This is a genomic window from Streptomyces apricus (assembly GCF_008369065.1).
Taxonomy (GTDB): domain Bacteria; phylum Actinomycetota; class Actinomycetes; order Streptomycetales; family Streptomycetaceae; genus Streptomyces; species Streptomyces apricus.
The window spans coordinates 18,853-34,853 of sequence record NZ_VDFC01000061.1; the positions used below are offsets into that span (position 1 = coordinate 18,853).

17 protein-coding genes are annotated in these 16,001 nt (G+C 71.1%); 6 read left to right on the top strand and 11 right to left on the bottom strand.

The annotated features are described in order from the left end of the window. Positions 1-118: 118 nt before the first annotated feature. Positions 119-979 carry a helix-turn-helix transcriptional regulator gene (locus tag FGF04_RS32705; RefSeq protein WP_149515008.1) on the bottom strand — a complete coding sequence of 287 codons (861 nt, stop codon included), beginning with the start codon at positions 977-979 and terminating at the stop codon, positions 119-121. A gap of 201 nt (positions 980-1,180) precedes the next feature. Between FGF04_RS32705 and FGF04_RS32710 the strand changes: the two genes are divergently transcribed. Beyond that, on the top strand, positions 1,181-2,155 hold the full coding sequence (locus tag FGF04_RS32710; RefSeq protein ID WP_149515009.1) for an SDR family oxidoreductase: 975 nt from the start codon (positions 1,181-1,183) through the stop codon (positions 2,153-2,155). A gap of 151 nt (positions 2,156-2,306) precedes the next feature. On the opposite strand, the gene FGF04_RS32715 is transcribed toward FGF04_RS32710, so the two are convergent. Continuing rightward, the gene (locus FGF04_RS32715) at positions 2,307-2,786 is read right to left on the bottom strand and encodes a MarR family winged helix-turn-helix transcriptional regulator (protein ID WP_149515010.1); all 480 of its coding nucleotides are present in this window, start codon (positions 2,784-2,786) and stop codon (positions 2,307-2,309) included. A 232-nt stretch (positions 2,787-3,018) separates the two neighbouring features. Continuing rightward, positions 3,019-3,933, bottom strand: coding sequence for an NADP-dependent oxidoreductase (locus FGF04_RS32720; RefSeq protein WP_149515011.1), 915 nt, complete (start codon positions 3,931-3,933; stop codon positions 3,019-3,021). A 256-nt stretch (positions 3,934-4,189) separates the two neighbouring features. Between FGF04_RS32720 and FGF04_RS32725 the strand changes: the two genes are divergently transcribed. Further along, complete coding sequence (locus FGF04_RS32725; protein WP_149515012.1) at positions 4,190-5,041, top strand: alpha/beta fold hydrolase; 852 nt, start codon at positions 4,190-4,192, stop codon at positions 5,039-5,041. Positions 5,042-5,194: 153 nt separating this feature from the next. Here the strand turns inward: FGF04_RS32725 and FGF04_RS32730 are convergent, their stop codons facing one another. Next, on the bottom strand, positions 5,195-6,100 hold the full coding sequence (locus FGF04_RS32730) for an oxidoreductase (RefSeq protein WP_149515013.1): 906 nt from the start codon (positions 6,098-6,100) through the stop codon (positions 5,195-5,197). A 137-nt stretch (positions 6,101-6,237) separates the two neighbouring features. Here FGF04_RS32730 and FGF04_RS32735 point away from each other — a divergent pair, with 137 nt between their 5' ends. Further along, positions 6,238-7,116 (top strand): helix-turn-helix transcriptional regulator, encoded by an 879-nt coding sequence (locus tag FGF04_RS32735; protein WP_149515014.1) that lies wholly within the window; start codon positions 6,238-6,240, stop codon positions 7,114-7,116. 143 nt (positions 7,117-7,259) lie between these two features. After that, positions 7,260-7,502 (top strand): DUF6411 family protein, encoded by a 243-nt coding sequence (locus FGF04_RS32740; RefSeq protein ID WP_149515015.1) that lies wholly within the window; start codon positions 7,260-7,262, stop codon positions 7,500-7,502. Between the two features lie 156 nt (positions 7,503-7,658). Here FGF04_RS32740 and FGF04_RS32745 read toward each other — a convergent pair whose 3' ends face one another. The 4 genes from FGF04_RS32745 to FGF04_RS32765 all read right to left on the bottom strand — a co-directional run bounded on the left by FGF04_RS32745 (position 7,659) and on the right by FGF04_RS32765 (position 11,532). Continuing rightward, positions 7,659-8,699, bottom strand: a complete 1,041-nt coding sequence (locus FGF04_RS32745; RefSeq protein WP_149515016.1) for a hypothetical protein — start codon at positions 8,697-8,699, stop codon at positions 7,659-7,661. Between the two features lie 10 nt (positions 8,700-8,709). Beyond that, entirely contained in the window at positions 8,710-9,600 is an 891-nt protein-coding gene (locus tag FGF04_RS32750) for an XRE family transcriptional regulator (protein WP_149515017.1), read from the bottom strand. Further along, entirely contained in the window at positions 9,597-9,902 is a 306-nt protein-coding gene (locus FGF04_RS32755; RefSeq protein WP_149515018.1) for a hypothetical protein, read from the bottom strand. The genes FGF04_RS32750 and FGF04_RS32755 overlap by 4 nt, the downstream gene beginning before the upstream one ends. A gap of 460 nt (positions 9,903-10,362) precedes the next feature. Next, entirely contained in the window at positions 10,363-11,532 is a 1,170-nt protein-coding gene (locus tag FGF04_RS32765; protein WP_149515019.1) for a Cmx/CmrA family chloramphenicol efflux MFS transporter, read from the bottom strand. A gap of 396 nt (positions 11,533-11,928) precedes the next feature. Here FGF04_RS32765 and FGF04_RS32770 point away from each other — a divergent pair, with 396 nt between their 5' ends. Together FGF04_RS32770 and FGF04_RS32775 are read left to right on the top strand one after the other, a co-directional pair. Then, positions 11,929-12,342: a hypothetical protein gene (locus tag FGF04_RS32770; protein WP_149515020.1), complete on the top strand. Its 414-nt coding sequence runs from the start codon at positions 11,929-11,931 to the stop codon at positions 12,340-12,342. A gap of 123 nt (positions 12,343-12,465) precedes the next feature. Further along, positions 12,466-13,362 (top strand): hypothetical protein, encoded by an 897-nt coding sequence (locus FGF04_RS32775; RefSeq protein ID WP_149515021.1) that lies wholly within the window; start codon positions 12,466-12,468, stop codon positions 13,360-13,362. A gap of 32 nt (positions 13,363-13,394) precedes the next feature. Here the strand turns inward: FGF04_RS32775 and FGF04_RS32780 are convergent, their stop codons facing one another. The 3 genes from FGF04_RS32780 to FGF04_RS32790 form a co-directional block, all read right to left on the bottom strand. Further along, on the bottom strand, positions 13,395-13,889 hold the full coding sequence (locus tag FGF04_RS32780) for a GNAT family N-acetyltransferase (protein ID WP_149515022.1): 495 nt from the start codon (positions 13,887-13,889) through the stop codon (positions 13,395-13,397). A gap of 56 nt (positions 13,890-13,945) precedes the next feature. Beyond that, positions 13,946-14,413, bottom strand: a complete 468-nt coding sequence (locus tag FGF04_RS32785; RefSeq protein WP_149515023.1) for a cupin domain-containing protein — start codon at positions 14,411-14,413, stop codon at positions 13,946-13,948. Positions 14,414-14,554: 141 nt separating this feature from the next. After that, positions 14,555-15,469 (bottom strand): NADP-dependent oxidoreductase, encoded by a 915-nt coding sequence (locus FGF04_RS32790; RefSeq protein WP_149515024.1) that lies wholly within the window; start codon positions 15,467-15,469, stop codon positions 14,555-14,557. Between the last annotated feature and the right edge of the window lie 532 nt (positions 15,470-16,001).

Genomic DNA, 16,001 nt, shown 5'->3' on the forward strand with positions numbered 1-16,001 from the left:
CCGCGGGACGGACGGACCCGGCCAGGGAGGGGGCGAATTCGGCCGCAGGGCGGGCGGACCGGCTGCGGCCCGCCGTGGGAGCGCGACGTGAACGGCGGCTCTCTCCCAGCCCGGGCGATCACGGGTTCGGAGACGTCCACACGGGCATCTCCTGGGCCCCGATGACGGCGAGAAGCCGCAGTTTCTCGTAGCTCTCGCTGCCGGGAGCGGCGGTGTACACCAGCAGCATGTGCGACTGCTCGGGGTCGAGAAGGGTCTGGCAGTTCAGTTCCAGGGTCCCCACCTCGGGGTGCACGTAGCGTTTCACGCCGTTGTAGTGGATGCCGATCTCGTGCTCGTCCCAGACGGCGCGGAACTCCTCGCTGCGGGCGAGAAGGAGGTCCATGAAGTGGGCGGCCCGCGAACCGGGCCCCCGGAGCGTGACCATCTTGCGCAGCCCGGCGGCGAAGACGCGGGAGTGCAGCGCGTGGTCGTCGGGGTGGTACATGGCCCGGACGGCCGGATCGGTGAACCAGCGGTAGCCGATGCTGCGGGCCGGGCCGGTGTACCGGGTGGTGTCACCGGTGAGCGCGACGCCGAGCGGGGTCTGCCGGAGGGTCTCGCCGAGTTCGGTGACGATCTCGGCGGGGGMGTCGGCGAGCCGGTCGAAGATGCGGAGCAGACCGGGGCTGACGTGTTCGCTGGCCGCGCCCCTCACCGGGGGGTGATGCCCGGCGAGGCGGAACAGGTGGTCGCGTTCGTCGAGGGACAGCCGCAGCCCCTGCGCGATCGACGCGATCATCTGCTCGGACGGGTACGGCCCGCGCTCCCGTTCGAGGCGGCTGTAGTAGTCGGTGGAGATGTGACAGAGGGCGGCGACCTCCTCCCGTCGCAGGCCGGCGGTCCGGCGCCGCTGCCCCCGCGGGAGGCCGACGTCCTCGGGCTGCAGCGACTCCCGGTGGTGTCGCAGGAATGCGGCGAGTCCCGCTCGATCGATCACTGCTGCTTCCTCCCTGGTCCCGGCGCCTCATCCTGCCACCGGCGCCGGACGGCTGCCTCGGCCTGTCGATCCCCCCTTACGGCTCCGGGCGATCGCGACCGCGGAGGCGCGCAAGGGGGGATCGGGAGGCCGTGGATGTCCCCGTGGATCGGACGCAACCTGGGATCACATCCACTTTTTCGCAGTCACCGGGAGCAGCACATGACACGCACACGACCGGACATCACCGTTCCCGACCTCTCCGGGAAGCGCGCCGTCGTCACCGGAGCCAGCGACGGTGTCGGACTGGGTCTCGCGGCCCGCCTCGCCGCTGCCGGTGCCGAGGTCGTCATGCCCGTCCGCAACCTCCGCAAGGGCGAGGCGGCGGTCGCGAAGATCGAGCAGCAGCACCCGGGGGCGGCCCTGTCCCTGCGGGAACTCGACCTGTCGTCGCTCGCCTCGGTCGCCGCGCTGGGAGCCACGCTGCGCGGCGAGAACCGGCCGGTCCACATCCTCGTCAACAACGCCGGCGTGATGACTCCGCCGGAGCGGCAGACCACTGCCGACGGGTTCGAGCTGCAGTTCGGCAGCAACCACCTGGGGCACTTCGCGCTGGTCGCCCACCTGCTGCCCCTGCTGCGCGCGGGGCACGCGGTCGTGACCTCACAGATCAGTGTCGCCGCGAACGCGAACGCCATCAACTGGGACGACCTGAACTGGGAGCGGTCCTACGACGGCCGCCGCGCGTACAGCCAGTCCAAGATCGCATTCGGCCTGTTCGGACTCGAACTGGACCGGCGCAGCCGGGCCGGCGGCTGGGGAATCACCAGCAATCTCGCCCACCCCGGCATCGCCCCCACCAGCCTCCTGGCCGCGCGCCCCGAGGTCGGCCGGGCCCGGGACACCACCGCCGTGCGCGCCATCCGCACGCTCGCCCGCAGCGGCCTCCTCGTCGGAACGGTCGAGACGGCGCTGCTCCCGGCCCTGCTGGCCGCCACCTCGCCGGACGCGCACGGCGGCCGCCTCTACGGACCCAGCGGCCTCGGGCKCCTGTCGGGCGCGCCCGCCGAGCAGGCCCTCTACTCCCGGCTCCGCAGCGAGGAGGAGGCGGAACGCGTCTGGCGGATCTCCGAGGAACTCACCCGCACCTCCATCGCGACGGAGGAGAATTCCCCCTCGGGCTCGGCTCGATCCTGAGCGCAGGGTCGGTCCGGGTCCGGGTCCGGGTACGGGTCCAGGCCCTGGTCCTGGTGCCGGGCTCCGCGGGTTCCGGCACCCATCGACCCCGGTGACCGGCACGGCCGCCGCGCACTCGCGCCAAGGCTCTCTCCCGCCGGGGCGGAAGGACCTACTCCCCCGACGGGACCTGCTGACCGCGCTCCTTGACCGACCGCTCGATCGCGTACGCGGTCGTCGTGAACGCCTCGATCTGCTCCGCCGTCAGGCCCTGGACGGAGATCTCCTCCAGGGTCCGCCACATGTCCTCGATGGGCGCGCGCAGGGCACGTCCGGCGTCGGTGAGGTGGACGACCATGACGCGCCGGTCGTGTGCGGCGGGTTCCCGGGTGAGGAGCCCGGCGTCCTGCATGCGGCGCAGCGACTTGGAAACGGTCGAGTGGTCGAGGCCGACGGTCTCCAAGAGCTCGGACTGGGTCTGGCCGTCGCGGTCGAAGAGCTGCATGAGCAGCAGTTCCTGCCCCGGGTGCAGGTTCATCGAGCGGAGCATGGCGGCGGCGTGGCCGCGGTGGGCGCGGGCGAGCTGGAAGATGGCGTAACTGAGCCGGCCGTCGTGCGCCGCTCCGGGAGGCCTGGAGGCGTGGTCGGTCATCGCTTCTCCTCAGGCGCCGGGTCGGGTGTGTTCAGCGGCATTCCAGAGCGTACCCGCTCGATCAGGCAGGGGTTGACCGGCGCCGACGTGTGTGGGTTGCCACAGGCGGTTCAAGTCGTTGGTGGGCATGGGGGCTTCCTTCGGTACGGAGAGGTGCGGGGCCGACCCCGTGGATGTGGGGCCGGCTTCCACAGAGTTGCTTGACCGTTCAGGGGGTCAGCATGCCGGTTGATCAGTCGACGGTGAGGACGAGCTTGCCGCGGCCGTGTCCGGCGTCGCTGACCTGCTGGGCGGTGGCCGCTTCGGCGAGGGGGTAGGTGGCGCCGACGGTGAGGGTCAGCGTGCCGTTGGCGGCCTGGCGGGCCAGTTCGGCCAGGCGGGTCGCGGAGCGGCGCTGGGGTCCTTCGGCGAAGATGATGCCCAGTTCACGGGCGCGGAAGTCGGCGGTGGTGACGATCCGGTCGGTGGTACCGCGCAAGGTGATGGAGTCCTCCAGCGCGCCCTTGCCCGCCGCGTCGAACACCGCGTCCACCCCCTCAGGAGCCAAGGCACGCACCCGCTCCACCAGTCCCTCCCCGTAGACGAGAGCGGTGGCGCCCAGCGAGGTCACATAGTCCTGGTTGGCAGGTCCGGCGGTGCCGATGACGCGGGCGCCGCGGGCAACAGCCAGCTGGACGGCGACCGTGCCCAGCGCACCGGAGGCGCCGTGGATGAGCAGGGTCTCCCCGGCCTTGATGTCCAGGAGGTCCAGGACGCGTTCGGCGCCGTCACTGGCCACCGGCAGCGCCGCCGCCTTCGTCCAGTCCAAGCCTGCGGGCTTGGGGGCCAGGACACTGGCGTCGGCCAGCGCGTACTGGGCGTAGGAACCGGTCTCCGACCAGCCCAGCACCTCATCACCCACCGCGAACTGGGTGACTCCTTCACCCAGCGCGTCCACGATTCCGGCGATCTCCCCGCCGGGGACGGCGGGCAGCGTGGTGGGGAAGATCGCCTCCATGATCCCCGAGCGGATCTTGCCGTCCACCGGGTTCACCCCGACCGCCCGCACTCGTACCCGCACCTGACCGGCACCCGGCTCGGGGGTGTCGATCTCCGACTGGTGCAGGACCTCGGTGCCGCCGAACGCGTCGAAAACGATGGCCTTCATGGTGGGACTCCCTTTGGATGGTGTCGGTCCGCCGGCCCCGATTCCGTGGCCAGCCACATAAAAGTAGCACCGAATACGTGGCTAGCCAAGTGTTTGTTGCGCGGAAGCATGTGCGGGCCGGAACTGCCCGGCAGACCGGCCCACTTGACCTCAGGCCTCAAGGTCGCCCTTACCTTGAGCAGGAAGCAGCAAAACTGACCGAACCCAGTTCGGTTACCCCGCTCGGTTCGGAGACACAGTCGAGAGGAACAGCACTGTGAGTGAATGGCAGCTGGCCGAGACATTCCGCAGTACGTCGGGCGACGTCCGCTGGGGCAGCCTTGGACAACCCGGTCAGGATCCGGTCGTGCTGCTGCACGGCACGCCCTTCTCCTCGTACATCTGGCGTGCTGTCGCCCGTTCACTCGCCCGCCGTCACCAGGTGTTCGTGTGGGACATGCCCGGTTACGGGCTGTCGGAGATGTCGGTCGGCCAGGATGTCTCCCTGGCTGCCCAGGGCAAGGTCTTCACCGAGCTTCTGGCGCACTGGGGTTTGGAGGAGCCCCTGGTGGTCGCCCACGATTTCGGCGGTGCCGTCTCCTTGCGGGCACATCTGCTGCACGGCGCCCGCTACCGCGCGCTCGCTCTGGTCGACCCGGTCGCCCTGGCGCCGTGGGGGACGTCGTTCTTCCGGCTCGTCGGTGAGCACTCCGAGGTCTTCGAGCAACTGCCGCCCGCGCTGCACCACGCCCTGGTGCGCGAATACGTCGGCTCGGCCAGCAGCCCCGGCCTGCACCCGGCAGTCCTCGACCGGCTCGTCCTGCCCTGGCTCGGAGATCCTGGCCAGGCGGCCTTCTACCGGCAGATCGCCCAGGCCGACCAGCTCCACACCGACGAGGTGCAGGACCGGTACGGCGAAATCGGCATCCCCACGTTGGTGTGCTGGGGCCAGGACGACACCTGGATTCCCGTGGCGAAGGGGCACGAGCTCGTCGCCCGTATCCCGAGCGCGCGACTTCAACCGATCGCCGGTGCGGGCCATCTCGTCCAAGAAGACGCGCCCGCCGAGCTCACAGCCGTTCTCATCGACTTTCTTCAGAACCCGCGCCAACGCCCAGCAACCCGATGAACCTTCCTGGTCACAGCTCAGTGAATGCCCGTACCCGTCACGCTCGGGGCACGGTGAACAGGCCGGGCTCCGGCTCCGGCTCCGGCTCGGCGGGGATCCCACGGCTGACCAGGCGCTTGAGACGGTAGCGGGGGCGGTGCCCCGGTTCAGGGGTCAGAGGTAGCTGACCCCGGTCAGTTCCTCGGCTGTCGACCAGAGTCGCTTGCCGACGGCCGGGTCGGTCGCCTCCCGGCTGAGGCGGGCCTCGACGACCCGGCCCCGCGTCTCGAAGAGCCCTCCCGGGCCGAAGAACTGGCCTCCGCGCACCCCGGGTTCGGTCGCGGCCCGCAACTGCGGCAGCGTGCCCTGCTCCACCGGCTGGGTGGCGAGCAGACCGAGCCGGGCCACCATCCGTCCGGGCCGGCCGCGGTGCTCCCAGGCCCGCGGCGTCAGGTTGGTGCGGGTCAGGCCGGGATGGGCCAGCGCGCTGACGACCGGCGATCCGGTGGCACGCAGCCTGCGGTCCAGCTCGATGCCGAAGACCGTGGTGGCGAGTTTGGATCGGCCGTAGGCGCGCGATGCCCGGTAGTCGTGCTCGTACATCAGGTCGTCGAAGTCGAGGTGCGCACCCTTGTGGGTGATCGAGCTGAGGCTGACCACGCGGGGTTCCCGCGCCGCGGCCATCGCGCCGAGCAGCAGACCGGTCAACGCGAAGTGGCCCAGCATGTTCGTACCGAGGTGCAGCTCGAAACCGTCGGCCGAGGTGCGGCGCGGGCCGAGCAGGACCACACCGGCGTTGTTGACCAGCAGATCGATGACCGGATGCTCGGAGACCAGTCCGGTGGCGAAGGCGCGTACCGAGTCGAGGGACGCCAGGTCCAGCTCGCGCACCTCGGTGTCACCACCGATCCGGCGGGCGGCCTCCGCACCGGCACCGGTGTCACGGACGGAGAGCACGACACGGGCGCCGTGGCGGGCCAGTTCGGTCGCGGTGACCAGCCCGAGGCCCGAGTTCGCTCCGGTGACGACGGCGGTCCGGCCCTGCTGGTCGGGAATGCGGTCGGCGGTCCATCCGGACATGCGCTGCTCCTTGCGGTCGTGGGTGTGGTGCGGTGCAGCAACGAAGCTAGGAGCGCTGCGGACGGGGTCACTGGTCCACCGTTCCCTAGGTCTGCCAGACCTACCGTGGACGTCCGGTGCGGCGGCACACTTGCGGCATGACCCATCCGTACGCTCGTGAACTCGGTGATTTCCTGCGCGCCCGGCGCAGCAGGCTGCGTCCCCGTGACGTCGGCCTGGAACCGGGCGGCCGGCGCAAGGTCACCGGGCTCCGGCGTGAGGAACTGGCGCTGCTGGCGGGGCTGAGCACCGACTACTACCAGCGGATGGAGCAGGGCAGGGAGGTGCGTCCCTCCGACGGAGTCCTGGACGCGCTCGCCGATGCGCTCGTCCTCGACGAGGAGGAGCGGAGCCACTTGTTCACCCTGGCCCGCGCCGCCCGCCGGCCCGCGCCCGCCCGGGTGGAGCGCGGCCCGGAGCGGGTTCCGGACAGTACGCGGCGACTGCTGGGGGTCATGGACACCCCGGCGGTCGTCCTCGGCAGGCACCTGGATTTGCTCGCCTGGAACCCGATGGCGGAGGTGCTGCTCGGCAGCCCGGCCGGCCAACCGCCGGACCGGCTCAACATGCTCCTGCTGATGTTCGACGACACGCTGACCGACGGGCGGAACTGTCCGGACTGGGAGCGGCAGGCCCTGGACTACATCGGCATGATGCGCTCCGCCGTCGCCGCCGACCCCACCCATCCGCGTGCCACCGCGGTCGTCGGTGAACTGAGCATCCGCAGCGCCGAGTTCCGGCGGTTGTGGGCCCGGCACGACGTGCGGGCGTCGGTCAGCGGCACCAAGACCTTCCGTGTTCCCGAGGTCGGCGAGATCGTCCTGGACTGGGACACCTATCCCCTGCCCGGCGCGCCGGGCCCGGTCATGCTGGTCTGGACGGCCGAGCCGGACAGCGCCGACGCGGACCGGCTGCACCTCCTGGCATCGCTGCGCGCGACCCGCTCGACGACGGTCGCCGACAGGCGTTGCTCCTAGGTAGTGTCCGCGCGTTGCTCCCGCGATGGGTCCGGGTGAACCGGCGTAGGGAGCAAGGGTGTTCGGGGCCGGCGGCCGCCCGGGGGCGTACACCTGGATCGGCAGGGCAGACGGGAGGAACACCTCGAATCAGGGAGTTCCGCATGATAGTCGTCGGCATCATCGCCGTCTGTGTCGTCCTGGCGATCCTGGCCTTCCTCGTCCCCCGGCTGTCCCGGCACCCCGAGCGGGGCACCCAGCGCACCTTGGGTGCGGGATCGCGCGCCGGCAGCAAGGCTCCCGGTCCCCTGGGCCGGATCTTCAGCAAGCCCTTCCGCAGCAGCTCCAAGGCCGTCGGCCGCAGCGGCTCCGCCGGACGTCGCGCACGAGGCCGCATGCCTCTGTAAGAAGCCGCATGCCTCTGTGAGAACTCGTCGTACGACGGTGAGAACTCGTCGTATGACCACGATCGTGTCACGGATTCCCGGGGACGGCCCAGACGGCAATGTCGGCGACGGTGCCGGGTCGTCCCCCGCGGGCGGCCCACCGCTGAACCGCCGCGTCTACTGGGGGAAGGCAGGCCTCGGCGTCCCGAATCCGGAGGGTGCCGGGGAGAAGACGGAAGCGGCGCGCGTACGGAAGCGGCTCAGGTGGTACGCCATGCGGTTGCCGGGTTCGTCCGCGCCGTCGGCGACGGTGGCCGTCTTCCAGCAGACAGCGGCAGCGCCCTTGAAGAACATGTGCGCGGACGCGGGCTCGTAGTCGGCCGCGGTGACTTCCACCAGGAGGCGTTCGGGTCCCCGGGCTGCTGCCAGGGCGGGGTCGTGGCCACCGCCGGGGCCGTCCGCGGGGGGCCGGTTGGGCAGTTCCCCGGTGAGTACCGTGTCCGGGGCGCGGTGGGGTTCGCGCCTGCCGGACGCCGCCGCGATGACGATCGTCAGTTGTTCGGCGAAGTGCGTTCCGGGGACGGGCAGTTCGAAGTCGGGGTGGTGGTCGTAGCCGGTGGCGACCGCGGTGTCGACGAACTCGATGACCGCTTGGGCGACCGGCGTGTGCACCCGCGGGGTGGCGGGTGCGAGGTGGCTGAGGACGCGCAGGACGGTGGCGAAGCTGGCGTCGGGGGCCATCCTGCGGTGCACCGGGGCGTCCTCACGGGAGTCGGGTTCGCAGTCCTGGGGTGCGTAGGCACCGGACTGGGCCTGCCACAGGGCGGCGGCGTGGGTGTCACCCTGGGCGAGGTGCTGGAGGTAGAGGCAGTAGGAGGCGGGGGCGTCGTCGGCGCCGGCCGCGTACTGCCACCAGAAGCGGGCGCCGTCGGCGGTGCCGGCGAGCTGCAGGACGCAGCCGAGGATCCAGGCGGCCCGCGGCTGGGGCACCTGGTCGGTGAGGAAGTCGGCGAGCTGGTCCGCGGTGCAGTGGGAGACGACCGTCTCGCACAGGGCGGCGAGGCTCTGCGCGGCGCCGTCATCGGCCACGTGTGGCCGGTAGCCGTCCCACCTCAGGAGGTCGTCCCCGGCGAAGTCGTCGTAGGGGACGACGTCGGAGGGGACGTGGGGCCGGTGCAGCAGCAGCGACCGGGCGAGGAGGTCGTCGATGGTGCTCATGGCGCGGTGATCACTCCTGGGTGTCGGTGTCGGGGAAGAGGTCATTCAGGGCACCGCGGGCGTGGTGGTCCAGCGTGTGGGTGATGGCCGGGGACAGGCCGATGACGCCGGGGATGACGTCCGGGGTGATGCCGCACAGGTAGCGCAGGACGGTGATGTCCATCTGGTCCGCGGGCAGATGCGAGATGGCGTCGAAGAACCGTGCCTGGAGGTCTATGCGTGCCAGCCGTTCACCCAGGTCGTGGATGTCGGCCTGGCCGGTCGTGGAGAACGCCGCAGCACGTATGTCGGGGTGTCCCCCGGGCCGCTTGGGGGTGCGGGACAGGACGGTCGTACGCAGCAACTGCCACGCGTGCAAAGGGGTGTTGGGGCTGGTGGTGGCCTGGTCCCAGGTGAGCCAGAGGACATCGAAGGTCTCCGCGGTGGCTTGCCGGGCCCGCTGCTCGGACTGCAGGAAGACCTGCGCGTACGCGGTGTAGGGCTGCCACATGGCCTGGGTGAGGCCCAGGTGCGCGACGGGCTGCTCCTCCTGCTCGAACTGGACGTCACGGATCCGGTTCTTGATCCAGGCGGGGGTCTTGTCGGCCTCCACCGCTGCCACCTTCCACAGCCGGCACAGGGGGCCGACGGGGATCTCCAGTGCACGCACCACGCTGTAGGTGATCTCCCAGCCGGGGTAGTAGCCCTTGCCGCGCAGGAGTTCGGACAGGCGGGCCTTGGAGTAGCCGGAGCGGTTGACGAGGTCGTCGAGGGTCAGGCCGCTCGCCACGAGGCGGCTGCGGACCGGCTCCAGCCATGTCCGGTGCGCCGCGCCGGCGCTTTCGCAGATCGATTCCGGCGGGCGGCCGCGGCGGTGGGGAGGCTCTCCCGCGGGCTGCTCGGGCACCTGGGGCGTCTTCACCGTGAGGACTCCTCGCTGTCCGCCGGCGACGTGGCCGCCGCGCCCGATCGCTCGGCCGTACCGGATCGCGCCGCCGTACCCGATCGCTCGGCGGTATCGGATCGCGCCGCCGCGCCGGATTGCACGGCCGTGCCGGATCGCGCGGCCGTGCCGCTGAACGCCGAGGTGATCTGCTGGATGAGGAGTCCGAGGGAGGGCAGTAGCGCGCCCACGGCCGCGAGCTGTCCCAGCACGGTCATGACCGTGCTCCACGTGAGGACCGCAGCCAGGACGACCACGGTCATCACCTGCTTGCTGTTCATGTCACCTTCCCTGGAAGGAAGAAACGTCTGGAAGGACCACTCCGGAGCGGTGCTGAAGCGCCTTGGAGGAGTAGGGGAACAGCATGCTGCGCCGGGCGTACGCCACTCAATGTGATCATGGGATTACGGAACAATGATGCCGCGTCACCCCTCAGGCCCTGCCGACCCCCTACTTCATACCGGCCATCGCCGGTGGCAGATCGCGGATAAAAGAACACTTTTGGTGGCGAAGCCGTACTGGATGTTGCAGCACGGACGCGATGGCGCACGATGGAGATCGACGCCTTGCCTTGGCGTCGCACCTTCCTGTCTGGAAGGCCGGGCGGCCCCGTGTGCTGAAGAACGACCGACGGGAACCGCCCCGCTTCCGTCCAGCCGTTCACGTGCTGGGCGGAAGCGGACCCACAGCGGCCGCCCGTCACCGATGACGCCGTTCTGCTCGGCGGCTTCTGACGAGGATTCAGCGGGCCGCCCGGTCGGCCGCGACCACGGTGCGCAGGGGGAACGCGACGAGCAGGGCGACGGCGACCAGCAGTCCGCTCGCCCACAGCGGCCCGCGCTCCCCGGCCCCGGTGCCGAGGGCGGTCGCGGCGACGAGGGGACCGACGGCGGCGCCGACGTTGAGGGCCGCCGTCGCGTACGAGCCGGCCATGGTCGGGGCTCCCGCGGCTTCGTAGAGGACCCGCGTGATCAGCGTGCCGCCCAGTGCGAACGACAGGGCGCCCTGCACGAACACGAGGGCGAGCAGGGCGACCGGCTCGTCCGCCAGCACGGCCAGGGCCGCCCAGCCGATGAGCAGCAAGGGTCCGCCGACCGCGACGACCGCACCGGGATGCCGGTCGGACAGCCGGCCGGCGACGGTGGCACCGGCGAGGGAACCGGCGCCGAAGAGCACCAGCACGACGGAGATCCACCACTCGTCCAGTCCCGCGACGTCGGTCACCACCGGGGCGAGGAAGGTGAAGCTCGCGAATGTCGCCGCGTTCACCAGCGCGCCGAGGAGCATCACCAGGACCAGCCGCGGCCTGGCGAGCCGGGCGAGTTCCGCCCGCAGGACCGGTCCGCCGGCGGCCCCTTCCTCCACGCGTTCCGCGGGGAATCCCTTCAGGATGCCGAGGGCCGCGAGCAGGCAGAGGGCAGCGACGGCCCAGAAGGTGGCCCGCCAGCCGAGTAGCGTGCCGAGCGCCGCCCCACCGGGGACACCGACGATCGTGGCCGTCGTCGTACCCGACAGCAGCACGGCCAGCGCGCGTCCCTTCCTGTCGGGCGGGACGAGCGCGGCGGCGGCCGCCAGGGCGACGGCGAGGAACCCGGCGTTCGCGAGCGCGGCGACGACCCGGGTGGCGAACAGGAGCGGGAAGCCGGTGGTGACGGCGCCCACGGCGTGAGCCGCCGCAAAGACGAGGACGAAGCCGAGGAGGCCGGAGCGCCTGGGCCAGGTGCGGGCGAGCGCGGCCACCAGGGGCGCGCCGGCGACCATGCCGATCGCGAAGGCCGAGATGAGCGCGCCTGCCGTCCCGACGGTGACGCCGAGTTCCGAGGCGATGTCCGGCAGCAGGCCGGCGAGCATGAACTCCGAGGTGCCCATGGCGAAGACCGCCAGGGCGAGCAGGTACAGCGGAAGAGGCATCGAAGGCTCCGAGGTGAGGAGAGGCACGAGAGGTCATCTCGTCACCGCGGCCAGCCCCGGGGCATGCGCGTCGCGCCGCGGACTGCGGCGCGACGGCAGGGCTACGGACTCAGGGATCCAGGGGGCTGACGGCGTGACCGAAAGCCCCCACCTCGTCCGACTCAGGACTCGACATGCCCCGCACGCTACCCGACCGGCACCCGCCACACCATCGTGCGTGTAGGACGGTCGGCACACCTGTCCGATCCACGCGATCGCCAACCATGTCTCGGAGAAGGGCCGTTGGGCCGGACGGAAGGCTTTACATGCCTGGGGCGTTCTGCCAGCGTTCCCCGCTGAGTACAACCGGACGACGGCGGGCATCGCCTGCCGCACTGCGACGAAAGCGGGGAAGCCATGAAGAGAACCATCCCGGCCGGCGCTCTTGCGATCGCGACCGCCGCCACGTGTGTACTGGCCCTCGCTCCCGGAGCGTCCGCCGCCCCGCAGGCCTGTGTGTCCACGGGTCTGACCACCGGGCAGTCCGGGGCCGTGGGCACCGTCGCGTACAAGTCGGCCACGAGTACGTGCGACGACCTCAACCTCACCTATTCCAACGACGCGAGCGGCACCTACGACTACTACGCCGGTCGCCTGCGCACCTCCGGCGGGACCTGGTTCACCTGCGCCAAGGGCTACGTCTACGCCGCCGACGGAAGCCACAGCATCAACGACTCCACGTATGCGCTGTGCACCGACGTCAACGACAACGTCCCGTTCGGCGTGGCCAGCCTGTACGACGGCTTCGATTCCGTCACCATCACCCACTGAGCTCGATCAGCCGCACGGAAGTGCCGCAATGGCGCGGTAGCGCGGTGGCGCGACGCCATGGCGCTATCACGGATTCGATGCGCCCTCGGTCGTCGCAGGCGTACCAGGAAGGAGTGGTCCGGGATGCTCCGTCCTGCGGTCCGACTGCGGTTCGGGGTTCGCGGCTTGGTCGCGGCAGCGGCCATCACCCTGCTTTCGGCGTGCGCGGCCGGCCCCGGGCAGCCGGAGGCAGGCGGGCCGTCCTCCGCGCCCGCGCCGGTGGCCCCTGCCCGGCTGACCCATGCCCTGCCGGACGACCCGGCACGTATGTTCCTGCCCGCGACCGGCGCCGAGACCCGCTGGACACAGGGGCTGGACGTGTTCGCGCGGCAGGTCTCCCAAGCCGCCGCGTCCGCGTGCGCCCGCGAGCGGGGCTTCGGCCTTCCCGAGCAGCCCCGGCCCGCGTACATCCGCTTCTCCGAGCTGCCCGACCTGGACTTTCTCACCCGGCACGGGTTCGCGCGCAGCGCGGAGGTTCCCGTCCCCGCGGCGGCACCCGGCGCGGACCGCTCCGGCAACCCCGGCAGCCCTGAAGCGGTCCGTGGCTGTCATGCGGTGGGCAAGGCCGCGGCCGACACCCTGCGTGACGCGTACGCCCCACTCCAGGGACGCTGGTTCCACCAACTGGCCGCCCTGCGCCGCGCTCCCGCGGTGACCCGGGCCCTGAGCGCCCTGCCCGACTGCTTTGCCGAGCACGGTGTCCGGGCCCGTGACGAGGACGGCTTCTTCGCTGCCGTCGACACCGCCCTGAGCTCCGCCCCCTCCGCCGACCTGCTACGCGTCGACCGCGAACTCGGCCGTACCTACGCCGCCTGCATGCGTCCGGTCGAGGCCGTCCGCGAGCCTGCCCGCCTCCGTCTGCGGTCCCGCTTCCTCGTCGATCACGCCGACGAGATCGGGGAGGTGCGCAGGACCCTCGTCCCGTCCCTGCGCCGCGCGGCGGACAAGCACGGCGTCCGGCTCGCTTTTCCGGCGCCCTGAGCAGACTCAGAAGCACTCGGAAGGACGGGCTCTCATGACCGGAGGTCGCGGCGGTACCACGTGCCCGACTTGCCGCCGAGATCGGCCGGGGCCGCGGGGCCGGCCTCGACGAACCCGGTCTTGGTCAGGACTCGTTGGGACGCGGTGTTGTCATGAGAGGTGGCCGCCCGCAGCGTGTGCAGGCCGTGGTCCGCGGTCGCCTTCCGGCAGAGCTCCCGGACGGTCGCGGTCGCCACGCCGCGGTGGGCAGCCGCCTCCGCGACCCGGTAGCCGAGTCGGGCGGTGCCGTCCTTCATGTCGTACAGGTTGAACCGGCCGAGTACCGAGCCGTCCTCGGCGACGAGCACGTAGAAGGCGCAGACGCCGGCCTCCTGCTCGGCCAGCGAGGCGTCGTACCACTCGGTGAACCGGTCGAAGAAGTCGTCGCCGCGATCGGAGACCGAAGCGGCGAAGTAGGCGCGGTTCGCCAGCTCGAAGGCCAGGACCGCCGGGGCGTGGTCGGCATGCAGCGGTTTCAGCTCGGGCACTGCCCGACCCTATCCCCCGATCCCCCTCGTGCGCGGAGTTCCGGTGCATGGGCGGTTCAGCGCGGCGGGCCGAGGATGACACCGCCGTAGAGTTCGGACGCTTCCGCCAGGAGGGACTTGGGGATGTCGAAGCCGTCGGGGCGCGGGGTGGTGAGGTCGCGTCCGGCGTGGCGGAACATGCCCTCGATGCCGCCCGGTGTGGCGATCATCAGGAGGTCGGCGCGCTCGGAGGTGATGCGGTAGGCGTGCGGAACGTTGCGGGGCAGGAACACGATCCCGCCTTCACGGAGTTCGTGCTCCTCCTCCCCCGACCACACCAGGGCCGTGCCCTTGATCAGCATGAACACCTCGTCCTCGCGGGTGTGCATATGGAACGGCGGGGCCTCGCCCTTGGCGACGTCGAAGCGGCCCACGGTCAGCTTGCCCTGGGTGGCCGCCTCGTCGAGCAGCACGGAGAACGTTCCGCCGTCGAGCCATTCGAGCTTCTGCTGCTGTTCGGGCTGCGCCAGATAGGTCATGGTCATGGGAAGTCCTTTCTCGGAGTTCGGCGCGGGAGAGGTGCGGGGCCGGCCCCGTGGGTGGGGGCCGGCTTCCGCGGGAGGTACTCAGTCGATCCGTCGATCCGTCGATCCTTCGCTCACCGGATGGATCGGTCAGTCGGTCGGTCAGTCGACGGTGAGGACGAGCTTGCCGCGGCCATGTCCGGCGTCGCTGACCTGCTGGGCGGTGGCCGCTTCGGCCAGCGGGTAGGTGGCACCGACGGTCACGGTCAGCGTGCCGTCGGCGGCCTGGCGGGCCAGTTCCGCAAGCCGAGTCGCGGAGCGGCGCTGGGGCCCTTCGGCGAAGACGATGCCCAGCTCACGGGCGCGGAAGTCGGCGGTGGTGACGATACGGTCGGTGGTACCGCGCAGGGCGATGGAGTCCTCCAGCGCGCCCTTGCCCGCCGCATCGAACACCGCGTCCACCCCCTCAGGAGCCAGGGCACGCACCCGCTCCACCAGGCCTTCCCCGTAGACGAGGGCGGTGGCGCCGAGGGAGGTGACGTAGTCCTGGTTGGCGGGGCCGGCGGTGCCGATGACGCGGGCGCCGCGGGCAACAGCCAGCTGGACGGCGATCGTGCCCAGCGCACCGGAGGCACCGTGGATGAGCAGGGTCTCCCCGGCCTTGATGTCGAGCAGATCCAGGACGCGTTCGGCGCCGTCACTGGCCACCGGCAGCGACGCCGCCTTCGTCCACTCCAAGGTGGCGGGCTTGGGGGCCAGGACACTGGCGTCGGCCAGCGCGTACTGGGCGTAGGAGCCGGTCTCCGACCAGCCCAGCACCTCATCGCCCACCGCGAACCGGGTGACCCCTTCGCCCAGCGCGTCCACGATTCCGGCGATCTCCCCGCCGGGGACGGCGGGCAGCGTGGTGGGGAAGATCGCCTCCATGATCCCGGAACGGATCTTGCCGTCCACCGGGTTCACCCCGACTGCCCGCACCCTCACCCGCACCTGACCGGCGCCGGGTTCGGGGGTGTCGATCTCCGACTGGTGCAGGACCTCGGTGCCGCCGAATGCGTCGAAAACGATGGCCTTCATGGTGGGACTCCCTTTGGGTGAATGATCTACCGGCCCCGATTCCGTGGCCAGCCACATAAAAGTAGCACCGAATAGGTGGCTAGCCAAGTATTAATCCGGAAGCGTGCGCGGATCGGCCAACCGGCCTACAGTCGCGGCCTCTTCAGGGCCGACCGCGTCGCGCCGTCCGGGTGGCGGCAGATCCGTCGGCGACACAGGCGGTTTCACCGATGGCGCCGGGCCGCGACCGCCCTATGGTGTTGCTGCTTCAAGCGGTACGGGTCCCCACGGCCCGGCCGCGTGTCGTCCCACCGGGTCCCCTGCGCACGCAGGACCGACAGCGCCACCGCGCCATCCGAGACAACCTCGTTGCTTCCGTGACATGACGCCATGTCCTGCGCCTCGCGCCGGGCACGGTCGGGCAAGCCGCGGCCCGACCGGCGGCGGGCACGCCCGACCGGCCATGAGCAGGACACCCCCCGCCGGAGCCACCGCTCCCGTGTCACTCACGGAACCTGGTGAAAGGACCGCTCGTGCAAGCATCCCCCACCCC